Below are 16,000 nucleotides of genomic sequence, written 5' to 3' on the forward strand. Positions count from 1 at the left end.
AAGTTCCCGACCGTCTACGGGGTCGGTGGCCGCTGCCAGCGCACCGTCACCGTGAGCTGACCCTGGACACCGGTCCGGGCGATCACCGCCCCGGCCTCCGCGGTCAACTGGACCCCGAAGCTGATCTCGATCTCGTCCGGACTGTGGGCCATCGACTGGAACTGGCCGAGTGCGGCGGACGCCGCGTCGCGTACCTCCGACAGCGCCCGGTCGAACGTCGCCCGCGCCTCACGGACCACCTTGCCGGCGTTGCCTGCCGGGGTCACGCCGGCCCGACCGTCGACCTCGACCACCACCGAGCCGCCACCGTCGAGGTCGAATCTGCGCAGTTCGGTCATCGTTCACGTCCTCTTCCTAGGCGGGCGGCACACACGTGAGATCCAGCCACTCGGCCCTGGGCCCCGTCTTTCTGATGGTGTCGAGCTCGGCCAGCAGACTGTCCAGGCGCTCCGGTGCTTCCAGGTAGACCAGGACCGCCCGCTCGAACGCCGTGGCCATCGCAGCCGGCATCAGGTCCGAGCCGTCCCAGCACAGGGTGCCGGTACGCAGCCGCTGCGCGACCGCCGCCAGGATCCCGTCCTGGTATTCGGGCGCCTCGCCGCGCCGACTGAAGGCCAGATCCTGGGTTTGCCGACGCCAGACCGTCTGGGCCTGCTCGGACGCGAGGTAGCTCATCAGCTTCCGGGCCCGCTCGGTGTCCTTGGTGGCCTTGGGGTCACGGAACATGACCGCGACGTCGTCGGAGACCTCACGCAGCGCCGACGTGTCCGTCGGCCCGATCGACGGTGTGGGGAAGAAGGTGAACTGTGGAGCAGGCGCCGGGCTGGACGTTTCGGGCAGGTGCAGCCGGTACTCGCGGATCGCGAAGGACGCCTGGTGGTCCAGGTGACACCCCCGCGAGTCGGGCTCCGTCGCCTCCGCGCGCGCAACGAACAGGCCCTTCGCCGCCGTCTGGAAGGTGGTGTAGAGGCTGGCTCGGGCCGTCCCCTCCGACGAGGCCCGCAGCAGGGAACCCCAGGTCTCCCAGGAACCCTTCACCTGCGGGGAGTCCCAGGAAAGGTCACCGCGCGTCCACTGCTCGTAGAAGGCCTGGCCGAACTGGTGCAGGAGGATGTCCTCGATCCAGTCGGTGCCCGGCCAACCGGAGACCGACTGGGAACTCATGGCCAGGCACCAGCGCACCTGTTGGCCACCGACCTTGCGCTGGGTCAGGCTGACCAGCTCGTTCCAGGTCCGTGGCGGATCCTGGCCGAACTTCCGCAACTGGGCCGGGTCGTACCAGACCACGCTCTTCAGGTGGGTGGCGATCGCGACCGCGTAGGGCAGTTCACTGCCGTTGCGCGTGCCGGCGGATCCGACCTTGGGGGCGAGCTTGATCAGCTGCGGAGCGGAACCCGGGTCGGTCGTGACCGCGCCCTCCAGCGGCGCCAACTGACCGGCATTGACGTACCGCTGCAGGTCGTTGACGCGGGGCAGGACCGCGACGTCGGGCGGACGGCCTCGCTCGATCGCCACCTGGAGCACCTGGCTGACATCCCGGTGCCCCTGGTAACGGGTTCGAATGCCGTACCTGAGCTGGAAGTCGTCAAGCACCTTCTGGAACGACCTCCCTTCGGCGTCGGTCCACGAGCCGAAGACCGTCAGCTCCTCGGTCGGCTCGGCAGAGCAACCGTTGAGCGCGACGCCAGCGAGCAGCACCGCGACCATCGCCACCGCCGTCCGGGCAATCCGTGCGCTGCGCCTCATGGTCACCGCTCTCCGTATTCCGCCAGGCGGAGCTGGAAGCCCCACAGGACCAGCCCCGCGATGGTGAGGGCGAGCACGGGCAACAGCAGTTCGCCGCCGTAGCTCCGGGCCGCGCCGCCGGCATCCTCCATGATGGCCTTGTCGGCCGCCACGGCGGCACCGTCGGTAAGGGCGGCGTCGGTCCCGGTGTCGGTTGCAGCGGCCCCCGAAGTCGGAGACGGGGACGGGGACGGGGACGGGAACGGGCTGCTCAGTTCGGCGATGGTGTCGGCGCAGGCCGTCCTGCCACACTGCGCCTCCACCTGACCCACGAGGCCGTCGGCGGCAAGGAAACCCACGTCCATGAGCTGCGCCCGCCGGCTGCCGTCGACAACGTCGACCCCCGCGCGGGCCTGGTCCAGCCTGTCCGCGGACCAGAGGCTCAGCGCGGTGAGGGCCACCATCCCGACCGCCGCGACAGTGGCCAACAGCAGGGGGACGTTCACCGTCCGGCGGAAACGGCGGGTCAGATACACCTGTGCCCGCACCAGCAGCACGCCGAGCGCGACCAGCGGCAGCAGCCAGACGGCCACGGTCAGCGTGTCGGTCCAGGTGTTGTCCACCTGGTCGTCCAGGGCGAGCAGTTGTTTGCCCCGCAGATCTTGCAGCCGGACCAGAATGTCGTTCAACAGGCTCGCCGCGTCCCGGAGCGCGGCCACCCCGAGCGCCCCCAGGTCGGCGTCCCGGAAGCGCGCGTCGGCCTGGCCGATGATCCCGGTGTAGGTCACCAGCAGCGCCTCGATCGTCTGGATGTCCTGGGTGCCCTCCGCACCGGCCGCGTTGTTCTCCGCCAGGAGGGTGAGATATTGGCCTGCGGCGGCGATCTGACGCTGGTAATCCGCCCCGGGGCCGCCGAGGACGACACCGCCCTTGCCGAGATTCTCCACAGCCGCGAGGTGCGCGTTGCGCAGCGCGTCCTGTGCGTCGTAACTGGCGAGGATCGCCGGCACGGACCGCTGCGCGGCCGCGTCGGCACTACCGGCGACACCGAGGAAGACCGCCAGGCTGGTCGCCAGGGTGACCGCGGTGACGCCGAGCAGCCACCCCCGCAGACGCACGAGGGTCTGCCGGGTGGTGCTGACCCGCGGCGGCGTCCGCGTGTCCACCGTCATACCCGCACTCCCGTCGCCGGGTCTCCGTCGAACGGGGTGCCGCACTCCTCACAACGGGCCGCGCCGGGCGGCGACGTCTCCAGACAGACACCGCAGATCACGTCCGCGACGGCCGGCACTCGTGGCACCGGCGGTGGCAGCGGGTTCTGCACCGAGTCGACGATGCTGACCTTGATGTCGGTCTGGCTGAGGTTTTCCCGGAGCCGGACCAGGCCGTTGGGCTCGATGTCCACCAGGTGCCGCAGTTGCTCCAGGGCGGCCTCGTCCCGTGTCGCCGTCGCCAGCGCCACCGCCTGTGCCAACTGGGCGTGTGCCTCGATCCGGTCACCCCGGTCGAGCGCGTCGCAGCCGGCGTTGATGGCCCGCCGGACGTCCTCCTGGCCGGTCACCTGCGAGACGCTGAGGTCGATGCGGGAGGACTTGGCCATGTCGGCGGTCCAGTTGACGAGGATGGTCGCGGTGGCGGCCCGCACCTCCCCGTCGACCACGAGGTCGACCCGGGCGGCCAACCGGTCCTGTTCCAGGACGTCGTCGGGTGCCTCGACGCGCAGGCAGAGGTGATAATCCCTGCGCTGCGCACCCCACGAGCCGGTGGCGAACCCCCACGTTCGCTCGTCGACCCTCTCGGCGTACTCGGTGAGGTCCTGAATGGTGGGACTTGTCTGTTTGAAGAACACCAGCTCCGCGTACGGCAGGGTCCGCAGCCGGATCCGTACGTCCGGCAGGAGCTTGGTGAGCGCGGCGAGAACCGACTCCCGGAAGCTCGCCGCCAGCTCGGCCGGCCGCCGGACCGCCTCGGCGGTGCCGTTGAGCGCGGCGGCGATCCGGAGCAGATCCGCCGGGTGCCAGCCCTCCCCGATGCCTCGCGGGTCGCAGACGAACCGTCCGGCGCAGCCACGCAGCACGCGCTCCAGGGCGTCCGCGGTCTCGTGCTGGTTGATGCCGTCGGTGAGCAGCAGCACGTGGTTGATCGTCGACGACGGCGGAAGCAGGTCCCGGGCCGCCGCCAGCCAACTGCCCATCGCCGTCCCGCCGCTGGCGCCGAGGCGGGCCACGGCGGCTCTGGCCTCCTTCCGGGTGGCCGACCCGGCGGTCGCGAGCGTCCGAGTCGCCGGGTAGACCATCGTGGCCTCGTGGGTCCCCTGGATCACCGCGAAGCGGACACCGTCCGGCAGCGCGTTGATGGCCGCGGCGGCGGCCTGCTGCGCCGCCGCCATCTTGGTCGGTGGGTCCGCCATCGACCCGGAGCAGTCGATCACCAGCACCTCGACCAGCCGGGACGGATCCGAGCGGGCCGGCGTGTCGTCCTCGGCCGTCGTGCCCTGTCCGGTTACCGAGAGCACGGCGTGCAGCTCCCGGCCGCCCACGCGCAGATACTTGTTCTGGTTGGCTTCCAGGCTGAACTGCATGGCGGTCTCCACCGATTCACGCTCCGTTCCGGGTCGGCTCGGTCACCATCGGGTGCGGGGCCGGACGGCGTTCGCCCGGTCGACGAGCAGGTCGTGGGCAGCGCGACGGCCAACATCGTCGGTGCGACCAGCCCACCGAAAGCGGGTCGAGCGCGCCGCCGGCAGCAGGTCGGGAAATGCGGCGTGTTGCGCCTGCTGGCCCAGGGCGCGGTAGGACCGCTCCAGCAGCGCGCGGATGGCGCGTTCGGTCGGCGGCTCGCCCAGCACCGGGCCGCCGGTCAGGTCGGCGGCGTCTCCGGAACGGGCCAGGTCGAGCGCCATTTCCCGAATCGCGGTGGTCAGCCGATCGCGCGCCGCACCGTCGAGATCCAGCGCGGCCAGCCGGTGCACGGCCTGGTTGAGCTCACCGGCGGTGGGTGGCCCGCCGGGCAACCGGGACGACAGCACCCGCACCGCGGCAATCCGGGCGGCGTCGTGGTGCCGGGAGAGCGCCGGCACCTCGTCGAGTACGGCGACAGCCCCGGCCCGCTCGGTCGCCGCCAGGCGGAGCCGGGCCAGCCCGAACGCGGCACTGGCCTGGAAGGGATCTCGCTGCCAGACCGCCGCGTAGTAGCGGGCCGCCCGCACGTGGTCGCCGCCCCGCTCGGCGCAGTAGCCGAGGGCGAGCTTCGGAGCGACCTCACCCGGGATGTCGCTGTAGACCGCGTCGAACTGCTGCCCCGCCTCGTCGATCCGGTCGGCGGCGAGCGCGAGCAGCCCGCGGTGCCAGGCGATCCGCCAGTCCGCGTCGGTCTGGGCGCCGGTCAACGTTTCGGCGTCGGACAGCGCCGCGGCCGCCGCGGCGGGATCGGCCAGTGCGAGGTGCGCCCGGCACCTGCTCAGCTCGATCTCCACAGACGTCTGCTCGACCATCGCGAGCTCACCCAGCAGGGCCTGGGCGTCCGACGCGTCAACAGTGCGCAGCACGTCGACGGCCGGATCCTCCGGGTCGGGTCGGGGCACCGCCAGGCCGAGGGCCACGTCGACGGAGGCGGGACGGCCGTCGTCCAGCACGGTGCCGTCGACCGTGTCGATCCAGGTACGCAGTGGTAGGACCAGCCCGAGCCCCGCGTCCAGCAGCCGGGCGGAGGGTTGGAAGAGCGAGATCGGCTCGGGCTGACGCCGGTCCGGTTGGCCCGCCAGGATCTCCCGTAACACGCCGAGGAGTTGCTCGGACATCTCGGTGGCGGAGGCGAACCGTCGGTCCCAGTCCGGACGGATCGCGCGGGCGACGAGCCGGTTGAACGACTCGATGCCGAGAGCGTCCGGGGCGGCGCCGGGGATGTCCGGGCCGGGCGTGCGGGACCGGTACAGCTCCTCCAGGGTGCGGCCGAGGGCGAACAGGTCGGAGCGTTCGGTCGGCCCCCGTTCCTGGTATTCGGCCTTGCTGACGGAGAAGTCGACGGAGTGGACGACCCCCTCGCTCCCACTGTCGACCTTGCGGACCCCGCCCAGGTCGATCACCTTGATCCGGTCGGCGGTGCGCATCACGTTGTCGGGCTTCATGTCCGTGTAGAGCAGCCCGCGCCGGTGCAGGTAGTCGAGTGCGGCCAGGATCTCGTGACCATAGGCGAGGATGTGGTCGATCGGCAGCGAGACGTCCGGCTGTCGAGGGTCCTTCGCGGCGACCTGCAACCTGCGCAGCGACATGCCGTCGAGGTAGTCCATCACGATGTAACCGGTGGGGCCGGCGACCGGGTCGTCGTGGGTGGCGAAGTCGATGCTCCGCACGATGTTCGGGTGGTCCAGCGCGTTGAGGAACCGTCGTTCCTCGACTGCGGCCCGCAGAGAAGCCTCGTCGGCGGCGTGCAGCACACCCTTCAGCGCGACGTCGACGTGGTCGTTGTGGGTGTCGTGAGCGAGATAGACCCAGCCCTGGCCGCCACGTGCCACACAGCGGAGCACCTCGTACCGATCGGCGACAAGATCACCCGGTTGCAGGCCGGGACGGAAGTTGAACGGCGTCGGGGTCGGGCAGTAGGGGCAGAACCCGCTGTCCCGACCGGGTCGACCGCCCCGGGTCCGACCGACCGGGTGACCCCTGGGGCAGAAGCGGAACTCCTCGGGCACCCGCAGTGGCTCGGTGGCGGCACCGTCGGGCGAGAAGGTCAGCACCGGCAGCGAGACGAGGCTGGCCACCGTCCAGATGTCTCGACCGGTGGACCGGGACGGTGTGGAGGCCGGCTTGGTGGTGTCTGGCAGCGGCGCCAACCCGCAGACGTCGCAGAAGCCGGTCTCGTCGACGGTGCCGGTGCAGCCCGGCCAGTTGCATGGTGTCACGACCCACCCCCGCCGTGTTGGCCACCAACCCGGCGTGCGACCGCCTCGGTGTACTCGTGGACCGCCGCCTCGGCGGTCACCAGATCGCACGGCGCGGCCATGAGCAGGTCGTGCGCGCCGCGGTACGACGTGCCGAGAACGGCGTCCTCGGCGAACCCGTGTTGCACGGCCCTGGCGCGATAGGCGCCCAGCCGTCCGCGCAGCTCGGACCAGAGATCCTCCCGCGCCACGATCTCCCGTCGGGTCGACTCGGCCTTGCGCAGCGCCCGGTCGGTGGCCCGCTCGGTCGAGGCGAGCAGGGCGGCCAGGGTGTCGCCGTCGGTGGCGGCGGCAGCGGCCCGCAGCTTGGTCAGCTGGATGCGCAGCTCGATCGCCTTGGGTTGCGGCCGGGGCACGTCGGCGACCACGGCGGCGGCCCTGCGGTATGCCCGGCGGGCGGCCTCCTCGGTGGCCTGGAGGCTGGCGACGCGACGTGCCAGCAGTGTGGTGCGCAGCGGGATCGACTCCCCCCGGAAGGTCAGCAGCATCCGCAGATCCCGGGTGGGGGCCTGGTCGACCAGGGGAAGCACCACCTCGGACAGCAGCGTCTCAGGCTCGGCGGCCTCGTCGATGTTGTTGATGATGATCGAGCGCGGCGTCGTCTCGACGGCCCGGTCGTTGTCCGGCGTCGTGGTCACGACGGTGGGTTCGCCGGACCAGTCGGCGATCCGCTGGGACACGTCCTTCGTGCTTCTGTTCGTCGCGTCCACCGCGAGGTCGATGCTGCCGATCGGCGGAGCATCCGGGACCTGATCCGGGTCGTTCGACGATCGAAGCTCCCGACTGGAGAGCACGGCGGCCTGGCGCACCGCCTCGGCCACGTCGGACTCGCGGTGGTTGACGACGATGACCAGCACGTTGTCGGGCGAGAGGCGGCCGAAGAAGCCCGCGAGTTGGCGGAGGACTGTCTGGTTTGCCGGCGTGCCGGCGGTTGACCGCAGACGCGGGTCGATCGACGATTCACCGGGCACCTGGGCACGAAGCCACGGCAGACGGTTCAGGATCGTCTCGACCGGAATCATCCAGGAGAGGCCGCTGCCCTGGCCGGCGCCGACCACATCCCCGTCGCGGTCGCCGACCTCGTACGTGCTGGCCACCATCCCGACGACGTTTCCGGTCTGCGCGTCGACCACCGCCGTGCCGCTGAAGCCGCGGCTGACCCGCAGCTCGGCCGCCCCGGAGACCATCTGGATCCGTTCCCATCCCGCCCCGGAACGGCCCTTGAGTGTGGCGTCGACGCGCACGCCGTGCACGACTGTCGCCGGGAAGCCGTACATGAAGACGCGGCGGTCCATGGTCTTCGTGCGGCGCAGCGGTGCGAACGGGCCCTGCGACATCGGCTCGTCGAGTTCGAGCACCGCGATGTCGTCGCGTTCGTCGGGGGTGGGTGGCCACCAGCAGCCGGGCACGACCCGGGCCGGCACCGTCCGGCTGACCGGCTGGCCCACGAGGTCGACGAGGACCTCCCGGGACGGCTCGCTGCTGGACGACTCGCTCTCGCCGCCGTTGCTGACGACGTGTGCGCAGGTCAGGACGCGGCGAGCATCCAGTGCCAACCCGGCGCCCAGAACGTCGCCGTGTGTACTACGGACACGGACCAGCCACCGCTCGTTGCCAGGACTGACCGCCACTTCGCTGAGGGTAATGGAGACGGATCATATCCGTTGACCCGCGTCGTCGCCTCTGTCCCGGTTTGGTGGCATCGCGGGCGGTTATTCTATCCAGCTCGCCGGCCTACCGGCAGCCGTCAGGACACGTTCGGTGCAGTGATCGCCCAGCGCTCGTGGTCGCGCCAGGCGCCGTCGATGAACAGATAGTCCGGCGAGAAGCCCTCCAACCGGAAACCGAGCCTGCGGGCGAGCCGGCGGGATGGTTCGTTGCCCGGTTGGATGTTGGCCTCCAGCCGGTGCAACCCGACCGCGTGGAACGCGTGGTCGAGCACCAGCGCGACACCCGCCGAGGCGTGCCCGGTCCCGCTGTACGGCTGGAACGCCGCATAGCCCAGGTAACCGCCGCGCAGCGCGCCCAGCACGATCCCGCTGATGTTCACGTAGCCGGCGATCGCACCGCTGGCCCGGTCACAGATCAGGTAACCGGCACTGTCCCGGCGACGGATCCGCCGCAGGTAGCGGTCGTACTCCTGCGGGCTGGAAGGCGCGACCAGCCACGGGTGGTGCAGGTCCCGACTGCGCCGCGCGGCGGCGACGAACTCGTCGGAGTCGGTGGGCCGGGGCCGCCGGATCGCGGCCGGACCACCGGTACGCAGGTATCTCACGGCCGACCACGCTGACCGGTCGGTGCCGCTCCTGCCCACTCCTCCCGAGCCCTGAGCAGGGCGGGGAGATGATCCCTGCTCCAGGCCCGCGCCGCCTCGATCAGCGTCAACAGGGTGCGCCCCAACTCGGTGAGCTCGTACTCGACGCGGGGCGGATTCTCCGGGTACGCGGTGCGCAGCACCAGCCCGTCGCGTTCCATCGCCCGCAGGGTCTGCGTCAGCACCTTCGGCGTGACGGCGCGAAGGGGCACCCGGATCTCGGTGAAGCGACGCGGCCCGTTCTGCAGACAGAGCACCACCATTCCGGTCCACTTGTCACCGATCTGGAATGGCATGGCACCGGACGGGCACATCGGATCGAACATCTCGGGATCCAGATCCGTCACCATATGCCCCAACCTATCCCAGTTCCTTTGCAGTAACCAGTATCTCGTAGATACCGTCCCTGGGGTCCACACCGGCAGCCACACAAGGGACGGATCCATGAGCAGCATTGCCATCTTCGGGGCGGGCGGCAGAGCGGGACGGGCCATCACCGCCGAGGCGCGCGCCCGTGGACACCGGGTCACCGCCGTCGTCCGGAATCCGGACACGACAGGCGACATCGGTACGGACGGCGTCACGGTGGTGCGGGGCGACGTCACCGACCCGCGCTCCACGTCCACCGTCTCCCGTGGTCACGACGCCGTGGTCAGCACGGTCAGCCCCGCGTCCGGACCCGAGGCCCTGGCCGCCCTCGGCCGCCTCGACGACCAGTTCTACGTCAACGCCGTCGACGCGCTCCTGCACGGACTGGCCGAGGCCGGAGTGCGTCGCCTCGTCCTCATCGGACTCTTCGCCAACCTCCGCGACGAGCACGGCCGCCTGATCCTGGACGACCCCGCGGCGTTCCCGAGCCACCTGCGCCCGTTCGCCCTGTCGCACACCGCCGGCCTGGACCGCCTCCGCGCGGCGGACACCGCTGTCGACTGGCTCATGCTCACCCCACCGGCGATGCTGGACGCGGCGGGCCCCCGACTGGGCCGGTACCAGGTCGGCGGGGACTCGGTCCCCCCGTCGGGATCCACGACCCTGTCGTACGCCGACCTCGCGGTCGCGGTGATCGACGAGATCGAAACCCCCCGGCACCACCGCACCCGCGTCTCGGTCTTCGACTGACGTACGCCGTCGCGGCCCACGCGGGGTGGCAGCCCGGGGACCGCGCTCGCGGGCTCGCGGCCCGTCAGCGGGGCGTCAGGAGCCAGAACTCCCCGTCGTCCGGGTCGGCCATCAGCACCCGACCGCCGGCATCGCCCGGGTCGGCGTCGACGACCGTCGCTCCGAGCGAGACCAGACGGTCGATCTCCGCCCGCCGGTCGACGTCGGCGGCCGGGGCGATGTCGAACCGCACCCGGTCCCGGCCCCCGTTCGGCATGTACGGCGGACCGCCCCACGAGATCTTCGTACCGCCGTGCGGTGACTGGATCGCGGTCTCCTCGTCCTGGTCCCAGACCAGCGGCCACCCCAGCGCCGCGCTCCAGAAGTAACCGACCTTCGCCGAGCCGTCGCAGGCGAGTGCGCCGATCGGCCCGCAGCCGGCGAGGAACCTGTTGCCCGGCCCGATCACGTCGAACTCGTTGCCCTCGGGGTCGGCGAGCACCACGTGATCGTCGGCCGGGTCCTGACCGATGTCGATGTGTCGCCCGCCGAGCTCCAGTGCCCGGGCCACCGACCGCCGCTGGTCCTCCAGCGAGCTGCTCGTCAGGTCGAAGTGCATCCGGTTCTGGACGACCTTGGGCTGCTCGTTCGGGGCGAAGCGGATCCGGAACTCGGTGTCGGTGGTCGGTAGGACCAGGACGCCGTCGTGTGGGTCGTCGACCATCTCCCGACCGAGGAGCCCCGCCCAGAACCCCGCGAGTCGCAGGGGCTGGCGCGCGTCGAAGGTGATCGCGAACAGGTGTGCCGTCATCGCTACGTCGTCTCCCCTTCGGACCGGATGCCGTGCCGGCCGTTGACGCGGAAGCCTAGGGAAGAGCCGGGTCACCCGCACCCGAGTTTCCGGCACGGCGACGGGCGCGCGGCGGGGATGTCGCGCTCCGGTCAGCGAACGGGATACGCCACCGCGATGAAGGCGTTCAGGGCGATCTCGGCCGACTGTTCCAGATGGCCGCGCGGTGCACCGGCCGCCGCGTGCACGGCCTGACCCTCGGTGACGACGCTGAGGAAGCGGGCCAGGGCGGTGGGATCGACCTCCGGTGGGAGGTCACCCTCGTCGACGGCGCGGACGAAACGGGCGGCCAGCGCATTCTCGCCGGTCAGCCGGCTGGCCGCCAGGAAGTCGGCGATGGCCGCGTTGTCGGTGCTGCAGGCGGTGGCGCCCTGGATGGAGAGACAACCGGCGGGACGGTCGGGTCGGGTCAGCGCCACCGCGTTCTCCCGGAGCAGCACGGCCGCCACGTCCCGGGCGGTGGGCTGGTCCAACGCGTCGCGCGCGTACGCCATCTCGACGTCCGCGTAGCGGGCCACCACCCTGCGGAACAGGCCCTCCTTGTTGCCGAAGGCCGCGTAGAGGCTTGGCTTGTTGATGCCCATGGCAGCGGTGAGCTCGGTCAGCGAGGCGCCCTCGTAGCCGTGCCGCCAGAACACCTCCATCGCCCGGTCCAGGGCGTCGTCGGTGTCGAAACCACGCGGTCGTCCGGTTTGGGTCATGCCCTCCGCCCTCTCGTCGCACCCACTCTACCGCCAGGCGAAACCGATCGGTACAGAAGTTTGGGGAATGGCGACGGACCCTGCTAGGTTTCGTTTCGTACCGAGCGGTACAGAACAGCGACGAGAACAACCAACCCCGAGGAGTACGCGTCATGGCTCAGCTCAACGGCAAGACCGCCCTGGTCACCGGCGGCACCACCGGCATCGGCCTGGCCACGGCCCGCCGCTTCGCGGCCGAGGGAGCGCACGTCTTCGTCACCGGCCGCCGCCAGCAGCAGTTGGACGAGGCCGTGCGGGCCATCGGTCCGAACGCCACGGGAATTCGCAGCGACGTGAGCGACCTCGACGACCTCGACCGCGTCTTCGCGGCGATCACGGCCCATGGCGCCGGCCTGGACGTGCTGTTCGCCAACGCCGGCGGAGGGGAGTTCGCCGCCCTGGGCGCCATCACCGTCGAGCACTACGCGGACGCCTTCGACCGCAACGTGCGCGGCACCATGTTCACCGTCCAGAAGGCCCTGCCGGTGCTCAACGACGGCGCGTCGATCATCCTGACCGGCTCGACCGCGGCGACGAAGGGCACCCCCGCCTTCGGCGTCTACGCCGCCTCCAAGGCCGCCATCCGCTCGTTCGGTCGCACCTGGGCCGCCGAGCTGACCGACCGCCGAATCCGGGTCAACACCCTCGTCCCGGGCCCGACCGAGACTCCGGGCATCACCGGGCTGGCCGCCAGCCCGCAGGAGGCCACCGCGCTGGTGCAGACGCTCACCTCCACCGTGCCGATGGGCCGGATGGGCCAGCCGGAGGAGATCGCGAACGCCGCGCTGTTCCTGGCCACCGACCAGAGCAGCTTCATGACCGGCGGCGAGATCTTCGTCGACGGCGGCGCGAACCAGATCTGACCGAAGCGCTGCGCGGGCCGGTTTGATCCGTCAGGGCGGCGTGCCCCGCCAGCGACCGGTGCTCATCGGGCGAGGGCGTCGGCGAGGCGGGCGATGCCGAACTCGTACGCCTGGTCGACGTCGCCGCCCAGCTTGAAGGCGCCGGCCAGCTCCATGCTGACGAACCCGTTCGCCCAGGCGGTGAGCGTACGTGCGGCGTCCAGGGCGCGCGATGAGGCTCGGCCCGCACCTGCGCCACATCGGCAACGACATCGTGGCCGTCTACCTCGTCGACACCGACGAGGGTGTGACAGTGATCGACGCCGGCCTGGCCGGGCACTGGCGCGAGTTGCTGGCCGAGCTGTCGCACCTGGGCCGCTCGGTGGACGACATCCGCGGTGTCGTCCTCACCCACGGCGACACCGACCACCTCGGGTTCGCCGAACGGCTCCGACGCGACCACGGTGTGCCGATCCACGTGCACGAGGCGGACGCCGCCCGCGCCCTTCACCGACGACCCCCTCCAGGCGCTGGCGTCGCTGCGCCACCTGGAGGACGTCCAGGCATCGTGGGTGCTACCGGGCCACGGCACGCCGTGGTCCGGTGGTGTCGCCGAGGCGGTCCGCGCGATCAGGACCGTCGCCAGTGCCTGACCCCGCCGGGCGGGCCCGTCAGAGCGGGCTGGGGAACGGCTGTTCCATCGGCATCGGCACCTGGAGGAACGTGGTGCCGCGCAGGTCCAGCCAGGCCCGGTCCGGTCCGCGGACCAGTCGCAGCATCACCGCCTCGCAGGACGGGCAGCGGGCGACCAGGCCCGGGGCGTGCGAGTAGACGTGCAGGCTGGCCATCGAGCCGGTCGTCCCGCAGTTTTCGCAGCGGCCCATCGCGGTGCTCAGGTCGACGGTGAACAGCTCACGCATCGGGCCGTCGAGCATGTTGCCGTCCAGGTACGACATCTCGGTCATCGGATCTCCTCGGCGGTACGGGAGCGGGCGGCGGTCAGCCGGTGGGGCCGAAGCGTTCGGTCTTGACCCGCCGCGACGGGTGACCCAGCCCCACCAGCAGGTCGGCCACGGTCTCCACGAACGCGGTCGGGCCGCACACGTAGGTGAGCGGTTCCAGGTCCGGCGGCCAGCCGTGCGTGTTGACGTCGGCCAGCCCGATCCGGTGCGGCTCACCGCGCCAGCCCTCGGGCGCCTCACGGGTGTAGACGTACGCGATGTCCAGGCCGAAGTCGTCGCGGACCCGGCGGCGCAGCTCGTCGGCGTAGATCACGTCGCCCGGCGTCCGCACCGAGTAGATCAGCCGGAACGGCGCCTTGCTGCCGGTGGCCCGCCGGGCTCGGATCATCGCCATCAGCGGCACGATGCCGGAACCACCGGCGACCAGCTGCACCGGCGCGGTCTCCTCGGGCCGCCAGATGAACCAGCCACCAAGCGGTCCGCGGACCTCCACCGGGTCGCCGTCGGCGAAGACATCGATGAGGTACGGGGACACCTCGCCATCGGGCACCCGCTGCACGGTCACCTCGATGCGCGGCCCACCCGGGCCGTCCACCACCGGCCCGGCGATCGAGTACGACCGGGCCGCCTGGTAACCGTCCGGCGCGGTGAGCCGCACGTCGACGTGCTGCCCCGGCAGGTGCCCCGGCCAGTCCGGCACCTCCAGCACCAGGGTCTGCGCGGTCGGTGTCTCCACCCGGCGCTCCACCAACCGACTGACGTGCCACTTGTTGGGCGCCCGGGCCGGCGTGCTCGTCGCCACGGCGCGCTCAGTCACCCTGGTACCGCTGTTCGCGCCACGGGTCGCCGTAGTCGTGGTAGCCGGCGGTCTCCCAGAAACCGGGCTCGTCCATCGTCTTGAGCCGGAGGCCGCGGACCCACTTGGCGGACTTCCAGAAGTAGAGGTGCGGCACCAGCAGCCGTGCCGGCCCACCGTGCTCGGCGGGCAGTGGCGCACCGTCGAAGGTGTGCGCCACCCAGGCCCGACCGCCGCGCAGGTCGTCCAGCGGCAGGTTGGTGGTGTACCCGCCGTAGGAGTGCGCCAGCGCGAAGTGCGCTCCGGTGTCGACACCGTCGAGCAGCGTGTCCAGCGAGACGCCCTGCCAGGTGGTGCCGAGCTTGGACCAGCGGGTGACGCAGTGGATGTCCACCATCGGCGTCTCCTGCGGCAGGGCCATCAGCTCCTGCCACGACCACCGGTGCTCGCTGCCGTTCTCGGCGCTGATGACGAACTCCCAGGTGTCCAGGGAGACCCGGGGTGTCGGGCCGGCCGAGAGCACCGGGAAGTCCTCGGTCAGGTACTGACCGGGTGGCAGGGCCGGCTCCTGCGTTCGGGGCCGACCCTGAAAGCCCGGTGACACGATTCCCATGGCACAGTCGTACCACCCGCGCCGGCCCGGACGGGAGCTTTCCGGCGTACCTCCCGGTCGGCGCGGCGTGGCGCGGTCAGCGCCGCTCGGTGACGACCTCGCGGTCCTCGGGCACGTCGCCGCCCCGGGTGGCGCGCAGGCTGGTCACGGTGACCACTGCCAGGACGCCGATGATCACGCCGAGTGAGATCTCGGTGGGAATCTCCCACACGCTGTCCCAGATGCCGTGTGCCCAGTGCAGACCCAGCTTGAGGCCGATGAACGCCAGGATGACGGCAAGACCGTAGCTGAGGTGCACCAACCGGCTCAGGGCCGCGTGCAGGACGAAGTAGAGCGCCCGCAGGCCGAGCAGGGCGAACGCGTTGGTGGCGAAGACCAGGTACGGGTCCTCGGTGATGCCGTAGACCGCCGGCACCGAGTCGACCGCGAAGACGATGTCGGTGGCCAGCACCGCCACCACCACCAGGGCGAACGGGGTGAGTGCCCGCTTCGCGCCCTGCCGGACGGTCATCCGGGTGCCGTGGTACTCGTCGACCACCGGCATGACCTTGCGCAGCAGCCGCACCGAGCGCATCTTGTTGATGTCGACTTCCTGCTCGTGCCCGGACACGGCGTCGCGCAGCAGCTTCACCGCCGTGGCGATGAGGATGATCGCGAAGAGCAGGAACGCGAAGTCGAGGGTCTGCAACGCCGCCGCGCCGAGGGCGATGAAGACGGCCCGCAGCACCAGCGCGCCGGCGATGCCGTAGAGCAGCACCCGCTGGGCGAGCACCGCCGGCACCGCGAACGCGGCAAGCAGCAGCATGAAGACGAAGAGGTTGTCGACCGAGAGCGACTTCTCCACCAGGTAACCGGTCAGGTACTCCACGCCCTGGTCGGAGCCGTAGCGGGACCAGAGCCACCCGCCGAACGCCAGCGGCAGGGCGATGTAGAACGCCGACCAGCCGATGGCCTCCCGCATGGACACCTCGTGCGGGCGACGGGTGACCAGGAAGTCCAGCACCAACAGCAGGAGCACACCGACGATGGTCACCGCCCACAGCGTGGGCGTGCCCACCGACGCCAGGTCACTGGCGGCAGACAGATATGACACGTCACTCATTGGGGTCTCCTCGAACACC

18 protein-coding genes and 1 pseudogene are annotated in these 16,000 nt (G+C 71.0%); 4 read left to right on the forward strand and 15 right to left on the reverse strand.

Translation table 11 applies throughout. The features are described from left to right. Nucleotides 1-14: 14 nt before the first annotated feature. From ACGFIQ_RS18535 to ACGFIQ_RS18570, 8 genes are all read right to left on the reverse strand, one after another. A complete protein-coding gene (locus ACGFIQ_RS18535; protein WP_357080443.1) occupies nucleotides 15-338 on the reverse strand; it encodes a CU044_2847 family protein in 324 nt (107 codons plus the stop codon). A 16-nt stretch (nucleotides 339-354) separates the two neighbouring features. Then, nucleotides 355-1,746 (reverse strand): ABC transporter substrate-binding protein, encoded by a 1,392-nt coding sequence (locus tag ACGFIQ_RS18540; RefSeq protein WP_393245024.1) that lies wholly within the window; start codon nucleotides 1,744-1,746, stop codon nucleotides 355-357. A gap of 2 nt (nucleotides 1,747-1,748) precedes the next feature. Further along, nucleotides 1,749-2,897 carry a hypothetical protein gene (locus tag ACGFIQ_RS18545; protein WP_393245026.1) on the reverse strand — a complete coding sequence of 383 codons (1,149 nt, stop codon included), beginning with the start codon at nucleotides 2,895-2,897 and terminating at the stop codon, nucleotides 1,749-1,751. Continuing rightward, nucleotides 2,894-4,318 (reverse strand): VWA domain-containing protein, encoded by a 1,425-nt coding sequence (locus ACGFIQ_RS18550; protein WP_393245028.1) that lies wholly within the window; start codon nucleotides 4,316-4,318, stop codon nucleotides 2,894-2,896. The genes ACGFIQ_RS18545 and ACGFIQ_RS18550 overlap by 4 nt, the downstream gene beginning before the upstream one ends. 30 nt (nucleotides 4,319-4,348) lie before the next feature. Beyond that, the gene (locus ACGFIQ_RS18555) at nucleotides 4,349-6,625 is read right to left on the reverse strand and encodes a tetratricopeptide repeat protein (protein ID WP_393245030.1); all 2,277 of its coding nucleotides are present in this window, start codon (nucleotides 6,623-6,625) and stop codon (nucleotides 4,349-4,351) included. Next, nucleotides 6,622-8,295 carry a serine protease gene (locus tag ACGFIQ_RS18560; protein ID WP_393245032.1) on the reverse strand — a complete coding sequence of 558 codons (1,674 nt, stop codon included), beginning with the start codon at nucleotides 8,293-8,295 and terminating at the stop codon, nucleotides 6,622-6,624. The genes ACGFIQ_RS18555 and ACGFIQ_RS18560 overlap by 4 nt, the downstream gene beginning before the upstream one ends. Before the next feature lie 116 nt (nucleotides 8,296-8,411). Next, the gene (locus tag ACGFIQ_RS18565; RefSeq protein ID WP_393245034.1) at nucleotides 8,412-8,939 is read right to left on the reverse strand and encodes a GNAT family N-acetyltransferase; all 528 of its coding nucleotides are present in this window, start codon (nucleotides 8,937-8,939) and stop codon (nucleotides 8,412-8,414) included. Then, on the reverse strand, nucleotides 8,936-9,328 hold the full coding sequence (locus ACGFIQ_RS18570) for a winged helix-turn-helix transcriptional regulator (protein WP_393245036.1): 393 nt from the start codon (nucleotides 9,326-9,328) through the stop codon (nucleotides 8,936-8,938). Before ACGFIQ_RS18570 ends, ACGFIQ_RS18565 begins: the two co-directional genes overlap by 4 nt. A gap of 94 nt (nucleotides 9,329-9,422) precedes the next feature. On the opposite strand from ACGFIQ_RS18570, the gene ACGFIQ_RS18575 reads away from it, so the two are divergent. After that, nucleotides 9,423-10,097 carry an NAD(P)-dependent oxidoreductase gene (locus ACGFIQ_RS18575; protein ID WP_393245038.1) on the forward strand — a complete coding sequence of 225 codons (675 nt, stop codon included), beginning with the start codon at nucleotides 9,423-9,425 and terminating at the stop codon, nucleotides 10,095-10,097. 64 nt (nucleotides 10,098-10,161) lie between these two features. On the opposite strand, the gene ACGFIQ_RS18580 is transcribed toward ACGFIQ_RS18575, so the two are convergent. Together ACGFIQ_RS18580 and ACGFIQ_RS18585 are read right to left on the reverse strand one after the other, a co-directional pair. Beyond that, a complete protein-coding gene (locus ACGFIQ_RS18580; protein ID WP_393245040.1) occupies nucleotides 10,162-10,887 on the reverse strand; it encodes a VOC family protein in 726 nt (241 codons plus the stop codon). A gap of 131 nt (nucleotides 10,888-11,018) precedes the next feature. Beyond that, nucleotides 11,019-11,627 carry a TetR/AcrR family transcriptional regulator gene (locus tag ACGFIQ_RS18585; protein ID WP_393245042.1) on the reverse strand — a complete coding sequence of 203 codons (609 nt, stop codon included), beginning with the start codon at nucleotides 11,625-11,627 and terminating at the stop codon, nucleotides 11,019-11,021. Between the two features lie 152 nt (nucleotides 11,628-11,779). Between ACGFIQ_RS18585 and ACGFIQ_RS18590 the strand changes: the two genes are divergently transcribed. Continuing rightward, complete coding sequence (locus tag ACGFIQ_RS18590; RefSeq protein ID WP_393245044.1) at nucleotides 11,780-12,529, forward strand: SDR family oxidoreductase; 750 nt, start codon at nucleotides 11,780-11,782, stop codon at nucleotides 12,527-12,529. A 62-nt stretch (nucleotides 12,530-12,591) separates the two neighbouring features. Here ACGFIQ_RS18590 and ACGFIQ_RS18595 read toward each other — a convergent pair whose 3' ends face one another. After that, nucleotides 12,592-12,822, reverse strand: coding sequence for a TetR-like C-terminal domain-containing protein (locus ACGFIQ_RS18595; protein ID WP_393245454.1), 231 nt, complete (start codon nucleotides 12,820-12,822; stop codon nucleotides 12,592-12,594). Between ACGFIQ_RS18595 and ACGFIQ_RS18600 the strand changes: the two are divergent. Further along, nucleotides 12,741-12,986 (forward strand): annotated as a pseudogene (locus ACGFIQ_RS18600) (MBL fold metallo-hydrolase); the annotation flags it as partial. The gene ACGFIQ_RS18595 and the pseudogene ACGFIQ_RS18600 sit on opposite strands and share 82 nt — an antisense overlap. Next, nucleotides 12,907-13,161, forward strand: coding sequence for a hypothetical protein (locus ACGFIQ_RS18605; protein ID WP_393245046.1), 255 nt, complete (start codon nucleotides 12,907-12,909; stop codon nucleotides 13,159-13,161). The pseudogene ACGFIQ_RS18600 and the gene ACGFIQ_RS18605, both read left to right, overlap by 80 nt. Before the next feature lie 18 nt (nucleotides 13,162-13,179). Here ACGFIQ_RS18605 and ACGFIQ_RS18610 read toward each other — a convergent pair whose 3' ends face one another. The 4 genes from ACGFIQ_RS18610 to ACGFIQ_RS18625 all read right to left on the reverse strand — a co-directional run bounded on the left by ACGFIQ_RS18610 (nucleotide 13,180) and on the right by ACGFIQ_RS18625 (nucleotide 15,981). Further along, nucleotides 13,180-13,473, reverse strand: coding sequence for a DUF6510 family protein (locus ACGFIQ_RS18610; protein ID WP_357080490.1), 294 nt, complete (start codon nucleotides 13,471-13,473; stop codon nucleotides 13,180-13,182). Nucleotides 13,474-13,507: 34 nt separating this feature from the next. After that, a complete protein-coding gene (locus tag ACGFIQ_RS18615; protein WP_393245456.1) occupies nucleotides 13,508-14,272 on the reverse strand; it encodes a ferredoxin reductase in 765 nt (254 codons plus the stop codon). Between the two features lie 7 nt (nucleotides 14,273-14,279). Further along, complete coding sequence (locus ACGFIQ_RS18620) at nucleotides 14,280-14,879, reverse strand: sulfite oxidase-like oxidoreductase (RefSeq protein WP_357080493.1); 600 nt, start codon at nucleotides 14,877-14,879, stop codon at nucleotides 14,280-14,282. A 76-nt stretch (nucleotides 14,880-14,955) separates the two neighbouring features. After that, complete coding sequence (locus ACGFIQ_RS18625; RefSeq protein ID WP_393245049.1) at nucleotides 14,956-15,981, reverse strand: TerC/Alx family metal homeostasis membrane protein; 1,026 nt, start codon at nucleotides 15,979-15,981, stop codon at nucleotides 14,956-14,958. Nucleotides 15,982-16,000: the final 19 nt, after the last annotated feature.

It is taken from the genome of Micromonospora sp. NPDC048898 (assembly GCF_043198035.1).
GTDB lineage: Bacteria > Actinomycetota > Actinomycetes > Mycobacteriales > Micromonosporaceae > Micromonospora.

What these genes read in the sequence shown, in the direction of transcription:
- ACGFIQ_RS18535 (WP_357080443.1), bottom strand. Translation starts at nt 338, where the DNA reads ATGACCGAACTGCGCAGATTCGACCTCGACGGTGGCGGCTCGGTGGTG.
- ACGFIQ_RS18540 (WP_393245024.1), bottom strand. Translation starts at nt 1,746, where the DNA reads ATGAGGCGCAGCGCACGGATTGCCCGGACGGCGGTGGCGATGGTCGCG.
- ACGFIQ_RS18545 (WP_393245026.1), bottom strand. Translation starts at nt 2,897, where the DNA reads ATGACGGTGGACACGCGGACGCCGCCGCGGGTCAGCACCACCCGGCAG.
- ACGFIQ_RS18570 (WP_393245036.1), bottom strand. Translation starts at nt 9,328, where the DNA reads ATGGTGACGGATCTGGATCCCGAGATGTTCGATCCGATGTGCCCGTCC.
- ACGFIQ_RS18575 (WP_393245038.1), top strand. Translation starts at nt 9,423, where the DNA reads ATGAGCAGCATTGCCATCTTCGGGGCGGGCGGCAGAGCGGGACGGGCC.
- ACGFIQ_RS18580 (WP_393245040.1), bottom strand. Translation starts at nt 10,887, where the DNA reads ATGACGGCACACCTGTTCGCGATCACCTTCGACGCGCGCCAGCCCCTG.
- ACGFIQ_RS18585 (WP_393245042.1), bottom strand. Translation starts at nt 11,627, where the DNA reads ATGACCCAAACCGGACGACCGCGTGGTTTCGACACCGACGACGCCCTG.
- ACGFIQ_RS18590 (WP_393245044.1), top strand. Translation starts at nt 11,780, where the DNA reads ATGGCTCAGCTCAACGGCAAGACCGCCCTGGTCACCGGCGGCACCACC.
- ACGFIQ_RS18610 (WP_357080490.1), bottom strand. Translation starts at nt 13,473, where the DNA reads ATGACCGAGATGTCGTACCTGGACGGCAACATGCTCGACGGCCCGATG.
- ACGFIQ_RS18620 (WP_357080493.1), bottom strand. Translation starts at nt 14,879, where the DNA reads ATGGGAATCGTGTCACCGGGCTTTCAGGGTCGGCCCCGAACGCAGGAG.
- ACGFIQ_RS18625 (WP_393245049.1), bottom strand. Translation starts at nt 15,981, where the DNA reads ATGAGTGACGTGTCATATCTGTCTGCCGCCAGTGACCTGGCGTCGGTG.